Source organism: Flavobacterium sp. (assembly GCF_046317795.1).
In the GTDB taxonomy this organism is placed as follows: Bacteria; Bacteroidota; Bacteroidia; order Flavobacteriales; family Flavobacteriaceae; genus Flavobacterium.
This window is the reverse complement of record NZ_JBKCVI010000102.1, coordinates 1-8757: the sequence shown is the minus strand read 5'-3', so window position 1 is coordinate 8757 and position 8757 is coordinate 1. Positions and strand designations below refer to the sequence as shown.

At 31.2% G+C, this 8757-nt stretch carries 8 protein-coding genes and 1 pseudogene; 5 read left to right on the top strand and 4 right to left on the bottom strand.

Annotated features, from left to right (window positions below):
* The 3 genes and pseudogenes from ACK5ON_RS06240 to ACK5ON_RS06230 form a co-directional block, all read right to left on the bottom strand.
* A pseudogene (locus tag ACK5ON_RS06240) lies at nucleotides 1-254 on the bottom strand (adenylosuccinate lyase); the annotation flags it as partial.
* Between the two features lie 430 nt (nucleotides 255-684).
* Nucleotides 685-885: a hypothetical protein gene (locus ACK5ON_RS06235; RefSeq protein ID WP_409820878.1), complete on the bottom strand. Its 201-nt coding sequence runs from the start codon at nucleotides 883-885 to the stop codon at nucleotides 685-687.
* 44 nt (nucleotides 886-929) lie between these two features.
* Nucleotides 930-1172, bottom strand: a complete 243-nt coding sequence (locus ACK5ON_RS06230) for a hypothetical protein (protein WP_409820876.1) — start codon at nucleotides 1170-1172, stop codon at nucleotides 930-932.
* 119 nt (nucleotides 1173-1291) lie between these two features.
* Between ACK5ON_RS06230 and ACK5ON_RS06225 the strand changes: the two genes are divergently transcribed.
* From ACK5ON_RS06225 to ACK5ON_RS06205, 5 genes are all read left to right on the top strand, one after another.
* Nucleotides 1292-2224 carry a geranylgeranylglycerol-phosphate geranylgeranyltransferase gene (locus ACK5ON_RS06225; protein ID WP_409820874.1) on the top strand — a complete coding sequence of 311 codons (933 nt, stop codon included), beginning with the start codon at nucleotides 1292-1294 and terminating at the stop codon, nucleotides 2222-2224.
* On the top strand, nucleotides 2211-2798 hold the full coding sequence (locus tag ACK5ON_RS06220; protein WP_409820871.1) for a Maf-like protein: 588 nt from the start codon (nucleotides 2211-2213) through the stop codon (nucleotides 2796-2798). Before ACK5ON_RS06225 ends, ACK5ON_RS06220 begins: the two co-directional genes overlap by 14 nt.
* A gap of 298 nt (nucleotides 2799-3096) precedes the next feature.
* Nucleotides 3097-3477: a hypothetical protein gene (locus ACK5ON_RS06215; protein WP_409820869.1), complete on the top strand. Its 381-nt coding sequence runs from the start codon at nucleotides 3097-3099 to the stop codon at nucleotides 3475-3477.
* Between the two features lie 96 nt (nucleotides 3478-3573).
* Nucleotides 3574-6078: a PIG-L family deacetylase gene (locus ACK5ON_RS06210; protein WP_409820867.1), complete on the top strand. Its 2505-nt coding sequence runs from the start codon at nucleotides 3574-3576 to the stop codon at nucleotides 6076-6078.
* 110 nt (nucleotides 6079-6188) lie between these two features.
* Complete coding sequence (locus ACK5ON_RS06205) at nucleotides 6189-7910, top strand: sodium:solute symporter (protein WP_409820865.1); 1722 nt, start codon at nucleotides 6189-6191, stop codon at nucleotides 7908-7910.
* Nucleotides 7911-7959: 49 nt separating this feature from the next.
* On the opposite strand, the gene ACK5ON_RS06200 is transcribed toward ACK5ON_RS06205, so the two are convergent.
* Nucleotides 7960-8757, bottom strand: a 798-nt coding sequence (locus ACK5ON_RS06200) for a DUF2911 domain-containing protein (protein WP_409820863.1), incomplete at its 5' end; no start/stop codon positions are given.

The window sequence follows — 8757 nt, the reverse complement described above, 5'->3', positions numbered from 1 at the left end:
TCGGTCTCTTTAATCAACAAAGCATCTTCCGTAGTAAAGTTGATGTAGATATTTCTAAGTGAATCAAAAACACTTTTATTTACACCTTTTAATTGAGGTAAATCATTCTTGCATAACGCAATAAAATATTCAACTTCAACTAAAATTCTATATTTAATTAATGCTTCTTCAGAGAAAAAAGCAGCTAGTGATTTGGTGTTTTTCCTGTATCTTCCGTCTATGGGAGAAATGGCATTTAATGTAGTGAGTGACATTTGTTGTGTTGTTTTTGTTGTGTTGCAAAAATAGGAAATAGTGTTCAGTGTTCAGTAATTAGTTTTCAGATTTTATTATTTTTTAAAGTCATTTGTAATACTTCTAGATTTGCACTGGATCGCATGTTATTTGTTAGTTGATTTCCAACTATTTTTTTGTATAAACATCTAATATAAATACAGCGTAACAAAACGTATTATCACAATTAATATATAGGTTATATCAGATTGCCATATCGTTTATGTTCTAGTGACTTCCATACCTTTTTCAAATTTGATTAATTAACTCTAATGGCAAAAGTTATTCTTTTATAATTCTTATTTCTTTTGATTCTAAATCCTAATTTATAAACAAATCAATAAAATTACCTCTTCCTATAAAAATAAGGTTGTAATGTATTATATCTTTTTCAACCACATAAACAGGGTGTTATTTTCTTAATTCTTCCGCTTCAACAATAAGATTTCGAACATTATATTCAAACACTTTTTGGCGTTTAGTATATTGGCTAACAGCTTCTTTACTTGTTCCTATTTCTTTGTACAACTTATTCACAGAATACTTTAATTTTTCTTTATTTGTTAAAAACCAGTCGATTGTGAGGGGTTGAAGTTTTTTTTTTAATATCAACGATTAATTCATCTTTGGCATTGTCAATCATTTTCTCCAAATAATCAACCTTGATCTGCCTTTTGACCAACTATTTGTTCTATCGCTTTTACTTTTTTTTCGAGTTCTGATAGCTTTGTGATTTTGCTCCCTTTTATTTCTACTACTTTAATTCCTATTTCGTTAAAGGAAGAAAATTTACAAATCCAATTGTAATTGTTAACATTATGAACATCATAAAGTTTTTCTTGTGGAATAACGCTAAACCTGCCTTTTTCAAATAAAGAAACTATTTCCTTATAACTCATTAGAATACTTCCGATTCTTACGTAATTATCATAAATTTGCTTTCATGTAAATTGACTTTTTTGGTCAACCTTTACTAGAGTCGGACAAAAAACTGAATACTGAACACTAAACACTAATCATGAAGTATCTAAAACTAATTCGCTACCAAAACCTTCTGCTACTTGCCTTTATGCAATTAATCTTTCGTTATGGATTTTTAAAATTGCAAAATATTCCTTTGGCTTTGAACCACTTTCAATATGGCTTATTGGTTTTATCAACTGTATTAATTGCCGCTGCTGGTTACATTATTAATGATATTTTTGATCAAGAAACCGATTATGACAACAGACCCAATACTATTATAGTTGGAAAAAGTATTAGCGAAAAAACAGCATATAATTTATATTTTATTCTCAATGTTACAGGAGTTGGTATTGGGTTTTATTTATCGAATGTAATTCAAAAACCTAGTTTTACTGGAGCTTTTATTATTGTTTCTGCTACTCTATATATGTATGCTACCAGTTTAAAACAAATGCTTTTGGTAGGAAATATTATTGTGGCTATGTTGCTCTCCTTTAGTGTTTTGATTATTGGATTATTTGATTTACTTCCTGCCACTTTTGAAGGAAATAGAGCAGCAATGGGAATACTATTTTCGATGTTAATTGATTATGCCATCTTTGCTTTTATTATAAATTTCATTCGCGAAATTGTTAAAGACATGGAAGATGTAAATGGAGACTATAATCAAGGGATGAACACTTTACCTATTGCCATTGGAGTAAAGAGAACATCAACAGTTGTCTTTGTTATAAGTGTTGTAGGGATACTAATTTTGCTATGGTACATTAACAGCTATTTAATGTCAAACAAGCTCTATTTTGCGGTGATTTATAGTTTGCTTTTTGTTGTTGCACCACTCATTTTATTTGTCACAAAAATTTGGAACGCATCAGGGAAGAAAGAATTTCATTTTTTAAGTACTATTTTGAAATGGGTTATATTTTTTGGAATTCTATCGGTTTTGATAATTACTTTAAATATAAAATTCAATGCTAAAGGATAAACTTAAAAACTACAAAGTTATTTTAGCTTCAGGTTCGCCCAGAAGACAACAATTTTTTAAAGATTTAGACTTGGATTTTGAAATTCGATTAAAAGAAATTGAAGAAGTATATCCTGATAATCTTCAAGGTGTAGAAATTACCAATTATTTGGCTGAACTCAAAGCCAAAGTTTTTGATGGTGAAATTGCTGAAAATGAAATTCTAATTACCAGCGATACTATTGTTTGGTTGAATAACAGAGCATTAGGAAAACCAAAAGATTATACTGATGCCTTTATCATATTAAAATCTTTATCGAATACTACCCATGAAGTAATTACCTCGGTTTGTTTTAAAACCAAATGGAAAACAGAAACTCTTTTTGATGTTACCAAAGTGACATTTAACTCGCTTTCAGATAATGCAATTCATTATTATTTAGAAAATTACAAACCGTTTGATAAAGCTGGTGCATACGGAATTCAGGACTGGATTGGGTTAATAGGTATTTCCAAAATTGAAGGTTCCTATACTAATGTTGTTGGACTTCCAACAAACTTAGTTTACCATTATCTAAATACTTTAAAATTCTAAATAAAATTTTTTTTTGAACAATTTATAATGAAGAAATAGCACGGAAATAAAACAGAAACAAAAAAGTGCAAGAAAAAAGTAAAAATTACAAAAAAAAGCAAATAAAGTTCCTTTCTATTTATATTTGCCAAAAATTTTTTATGTTTTATTTATAAACGTCTATTAAAATAATAATTTTATTACATATTTAATAAAAAAGTGTATTTTAACGATAAAATAAACCATTTTAAAGATATTATGTATATATTTGCAGTGTAATTATTAATTCATTTTTGTTAAACCCAAATCTACAAAAATCATGAAAACGATTAAACTCACTATTATTTTTGGTATGGTACTGATTTCCAGTAACCTATCAGCACAAGTTATGGCCAATAGTAAGGAAGACTCTTCCCCTGTTGAATTGTCAAAAGGGACTTCACGCTACTATTACTTCCCAAATCTTCAGGCCTATTTTGATAATATAAATTTGGTCTACTATTTTAAGGTCAACAATGAATGGCAAACTGCAGAAGAATTACCTGAAAATTACGGTGGCTATTCTCTGTACAATAAGGCCTATGTGATTATTAAAGATTATGATGGCGAAAATCCACAACAATTTTTAAACGTTCATAAAAAATTGTATCCCTATAATGCTAGAGGAAGATATACAAATGCTACGGCATCTAGCGATTAAAGTTGGTGTTTTCGATTTTTGTTAAAAATAAATTAAATAAAGAAGACCTCTTTATTTAATCTGTACATTTGAAGCTTTTGCAAATTAAAGTAAAAAATGCATAAGCTTTATATTTCTTTTATCATATATTTTCTCCTAATATTTCAAATTAGTATTGCTCAACAACCAGTAAAACCTAATTCGGTTGAAATATACAATCAAATTCAAAAACTGAATTTTCTAGGTTCAGTACTTTATATTGCTGCACATCCCGATGATGAAAATACACGCTTAATTTCTTTTTTATCAAATAATACAAAGGCACAAACTGCCTATTTATCAATCACTCGAGGAGATGGCGGTCAAAATTTAATTGGCCCTGAACTACGAGAACAATTAGGTTTGATTAGAACACAAGAACTTATTGAAGCTCGAAAAATTGATGGTGGCATGCAGTTTTTTACACGTGCTAATGATTTTGGTTATTCAAAAAATCCTGAGGAGACATTACAAATTTGGAATAAGGAACAAGCGCTTAGTGATGTTGTTTGGATTATTCGAAATTTCCAACCTGATATTATCATAAATCGTTTTGATCATCGTTCCCCAGGAACTACTCATGGACACCACACTGCTTCTGCTATGTTAAGTTTTGAAGCTTTTGATAAAGTTGATGATCCAACTGTATTTTCAAAACAATTAGAAACGGTAAAAACGTGGCAACCAAAACGATTGTATTTCAATACTTCGTGGTGGTTTTTTGGTAGTAAAGAAAAATTTGAAGCCGCTGACAAAACCAATTTGATTAATCTAAAGATTGGAACATTTTATTCCACTTTGGGCAAATCAAACCAGGAAATTGCTGCATTGAGCCGGAGTCGCCATCAATCACAAGGTTTTGGTTCTACAGGTACTAGAGGTGATGAAGATGAATATTTAGAGTTGCTTAAAGGGACTATTTCTAACGATAAAACCAATCTTTTTGAAGGCATAGATACTACTTGGAATCGGGTAAATGGTGGAAAAGCAATTGGAGATATTCTTTCTAATGTTGAAAAAAACTTTGATTTTAAAAATCCAGCCGCTTCAATACCAGAATTGGTGAAAGCATATTCTTTAATTGAAAATATAGAAGACAAACATTGGAAAAAAATAAAGTCTGAAGAGATAAAAAAAATAATTGCAGCTTGTACCGGATTGTATATAGAAGCCACAACAGATAATCAAGAGGCAACCCCAGGAAGTACAATAAAGGTTAAACTAGAAGCCATCAACAGAAGTGTTGTTCCAATGAAATTAAAAAGAATACTCGCCTTTCCAGTTTATAATTCTGACGATGAGCAAAAAAACACAGATTTAAAATTCAATATTCCCTATTCAAAAAATATTACTTTAGAAATTCCAAATGACCTAGAATATACTAACCCTTATTGGCTAAATCAAAAAGGAACTAATGGCATGTATCGGATAGATAAACAAGAAATTATTGGTGTTCCAGATGTTTTGCGCAATGTAAAAGTTGGTTTTTGGATTGAAATTAATAGTGTAGAAATACCTTTTGAACAAAAAGTTGTCTATAAATTCAACGACGATGTAAAAGGCGAAGTATACCAACCATTAGATATTGTTCCTGCAGTGACATCTTCATTGACTGAAAAAGTCTATATTTTTAATAGTGACAAAAGCAAAACCATCACTATAAAAGTAAAAGCAGGAAAAGACAATATCAAAGGAAATGTAAAATTAGAACTTCCTGCTAATTGGTCTGTTTCACCCCTTGAAATTCCATTTGCTACTAGCAAAAAAGGCGAAGAAGTGTTGGTTAATTTCAGTGTTACACCATCCAAAGAAGCCAGCGAAATCAATATTAAAAGTATAGTAACCGTTGATGGAGAAATATTTGATAAAGAAAAAATAGACATTAATTATCCTCACATCTATAAACAAATGGTTCTAAAACCAGCCGAAGCTAAAGGTATTCGATTGAAAATTAAAACGAAAAACGAAAAGATTGCCTATATCATGGGCGCTGGCGATGAAGTTCCGAAGACTTTAACTCAAATGGGATATGACGTTTCTATTTTAAAAGCAGAAGATATCTCAATTGAAAACCTTGAACCTTTTGATGTAGTGATAACCGGAATTAGAGCGTATAATGTAGTTAACGCTTTAGCAATCAAACAAAACATCTTATTGGATTTTGTTAAAAATGGCAAAACTATGATTGTACAATACAATACTTTGGACGATTTAGTAACCAAAGAAATAGCGCCTTTTCCTTTAAAAATTTCTCGTGACCGAGTTACCGAAGAAGACGCTGAAGTTCGCTTTTTAGCTCCCAATCATCCTGTTCTAAATTATCCCAACAAAATTACGGTTGACGATTTCAAAGGATGGAAACAAGAACAAGGATTGTATTATCCCAGCGAATGGGATTCCAACTTCACTCCTATTCTTTCTGCCAATGACAAAGGGGAAAAACCCAAAAATGGTGCTTTACTAATTGCCAAATATGGTAAAGGAAATTACATCTATACTGGTTTAAGTTTCTTTAGAGAACTACCCGAAGGTGTGCCGGGTGCCTTTAGACTATTAGCCAACATAATCGCAATTGGAAAATAATATGGAAACAAAAAAAACTGCTTCTTGGAAAAATAGTTATACTTGGGTTTTAGTAGCCAACGCTATTTATATTATTGTCTTTTTTATTCTAATGCAATTATTCTTTTAATATGCAACAACTTGATTGGTTAGTTTTAACAGTAACACTACTTTTCATAGTTTTCTATGGTGTATATAAAACCAAAGGAAGCAAAAACGTAGAAGAATACATTCTTGGAAACAAAGAAACACCATGGTGGACTGTCGGTTTATCTGTTATGGCAACACAAGCCAGTGCTATTACGTTTCTTTCCACACCAGGTCAGGCCTATCACGATGGAATGGGTTTCGTGCAATTTTATTTTGGCTTACCTATTGCCATGGTGGTTATTTCAATGACATTCATTCCCATTTATCATCGACTAAAAGTATTTACTGCCTATGAATATCTCGAACAACGATTTGATTTAAAAACACGTTCGTTTACCGCTATTTTATTTTTAATTCAGCGTGGTTTAGGCACAGGATTAACCATTTATGCGCCTTCTATCATTCTATCGGCAGTTTTGGGTTGGAATTTAACCCTGCTTAATATCATTATTGGAATTTTAGTAATGATTTACACTTTTGCAGGCGGAACAAAAGCCGTTAATGTCACCCAAAAACAACAAATGTTTATTATCATGAGTGGCATGTTTATTACCTTCTTTTTGATTTTACATTTGTTGCCCAATGACATGACCTTTTCAAACGCACTTCACATTGCTGGTGCCAATGATAAAATGAATATACTTGATTTTTCGATTGATCCTCAAAACAGATATACCTTTTGGAGCGGTATTACCGGTGGATTTTTCTTAATGTTATCTTATTTTGGCACTGACCAATCTCAGGTAGGGCGCTATTTATCTGGAAAATCAGATAGAGAAAGCCAAATGGGTTTAATCATGAATGGATTTCTAAAAGTACCGATGCAATTTTTTATATTATTAACAGGTGTAATGGTGTTTGTGTTCTTCCAATTCAATCCGGTGCCTTTGCATTTTAATCCAGTTAATAAAGAGGCGATTGAAAAATCAAAATTTGCAACAGATTACCATTCGCTAGAAAAACAGTTATCTCAATTATCCGAAGAAAAAAAGGAATTCAATTTGCTGTATATTGACCATCTCAATCAAAATTATGACAATCCAATTCTGAGAAAAAAACTGATTTCACTATCTAGCAAAGAAAAAGATTTGCACGAGCAAGCCAAAGAAATTATAACCAAAGTTGATAGTAAAGCCGAAACCAATGATAAAGATTACGTATTTATTTATTTTATTTTAAACTATTTACCTTCAGGATTAATAGGATTATTATTAGCAGTAATTTTATCGGCAGCCATGTCTTCCTCTGCTTCAGGTTTAACAGCATTGGCATCCACAACAGCTATTGATATTTACAAGAGAAATGTTAGAGGAGAAAAATCTGAAAAACACTATGTCAATGCCACTCGTTATTTTACATTACTTTGGGGCGTAATTGCCATACTTTTTGCTTGTGTAGGAACACTATTTGAAAATTTAATTCAATTGGTCAATATTGTGGGTTCCATTTTCTACGGAACCGTATTGGGTGTGTTTTTGGTTGGCTTTTATATTAAATATGTCAAAGCAAATGCCATATTTTATAGTGCCGTGATTAGTCAAATTACCATTTTCTTTATTTATTATTACACTATTCATATCTATCCAACGGGACAAGAAAAGCTTGGTTATTTGTGGTTAAATTTTATTGGAGCATCATTAACTGTACTAGTATCAATTATTTTCCAAATTTGCTTTAGAGACAAACAAAAAATTATAGCATAAAAAAACCACGAACTTTTTAGAATTCGTGGTTAATATTGATAAGAGATAATTATTTTTTACTCCACTCTTTTATACTATCGTTATTCATTTTAACATAGTCCTCATTTTTAGCTTTTTCAGCATTGGCTAATGAAACTTTTGCAGTAGCAATTGCTCCTGTTTTATCACCCAATTTTGCTTGTATTAATGATTTTAATCTCAAATGCCAAAACGGAACGTCTTCGCCAGGTTTTGCCATGCTAATTGCTTTGTTCACATATTCTAAAGCTTTATTCATATCGCCTTCTGATTGAAACAAGTATTGAGCAGAAGAGAAATAATCACCTGCTGTTGGGCCAGCTAAAGTTTTGGTGATACTCGCCATGGCTGCTTTTTGTGTTGGAACTTCAAATTTAATTGAAACCATTGTTTTTTCCCATGATAAGTCTAAAGTAGCACTATCGTTAGTCAAATTATTTATGGAAATTGTGAACGTTTCAACATTATTTCCTAGAGTTATTGGAGAAGCTGTTGTACTTAATGCCACATTTTTTTCATCCCAGTTCTCGGGTGTTCCCCAATTATCTGTATTTGAATAGAAAAATATTTCCCAAACATCAGCTTTTGGTTTAGTGAATATGGCATATTTTCCTTTCTTCAATGTAGCACCTTTAATAACAACATCTTCACTAAAAGTTACCATAGAATTTTGGTTAGCACCAGTTCGCCATAATTTTCCAAAAGGAACTAAATTACCAAAAACAGATCTTCCTTTTGAACTTGGTCTTGAATAATCAATTGTAACATCTGTCAAACCAACTACTTGTGTTAAAACAGATTTTGGACTTGGAGCTGGAGTTTTTACTTG

Coding starts and splice junctions, on each gene's coding strand:
- ACK5ON_RS06225 (WP_409820874.1), top strand. CDS start 1,292: ATGAAGTATCTAAAACTAATTCGCTACCAAAACCTTCTGCTACTTGCC.
- ACK5ON_RS06210 (WP_409820867.1), top strand. CDS start 3,574: ATGCATAAGCTTTATATTTCTTTTATCATATATTTTCTCCTAATATTT.
- ACK5ON_RS06230 (WP_409820876.1), bottom strand. CDS start 1,172: ATGAGTTATAAGGAAATAGTTTCTTTATTTGAAAAAGGCAGGTTTAGC.
- ACK5ON_RS06220 (WP_409820871.1), top strand. CDS start 2,211: ATGCTAAAGGATAAACTTAAAAACTACAAAGTTATTTTAGCTTCAGGT.
- ACK5ON_RS06215 (WP_409820869.1), top strand. CDS start 3,097: ATGAAAACGATTAAACTCACTATTATTTTTGGTATGGTACTGATTTCC.
- ACK5ON_RS06205 (WP_409820865.1), top strand. CDS start 6,189: ATGCAACAACTTGATTGGTTAGTTTTAACAGTAACACTACTTTTCATA.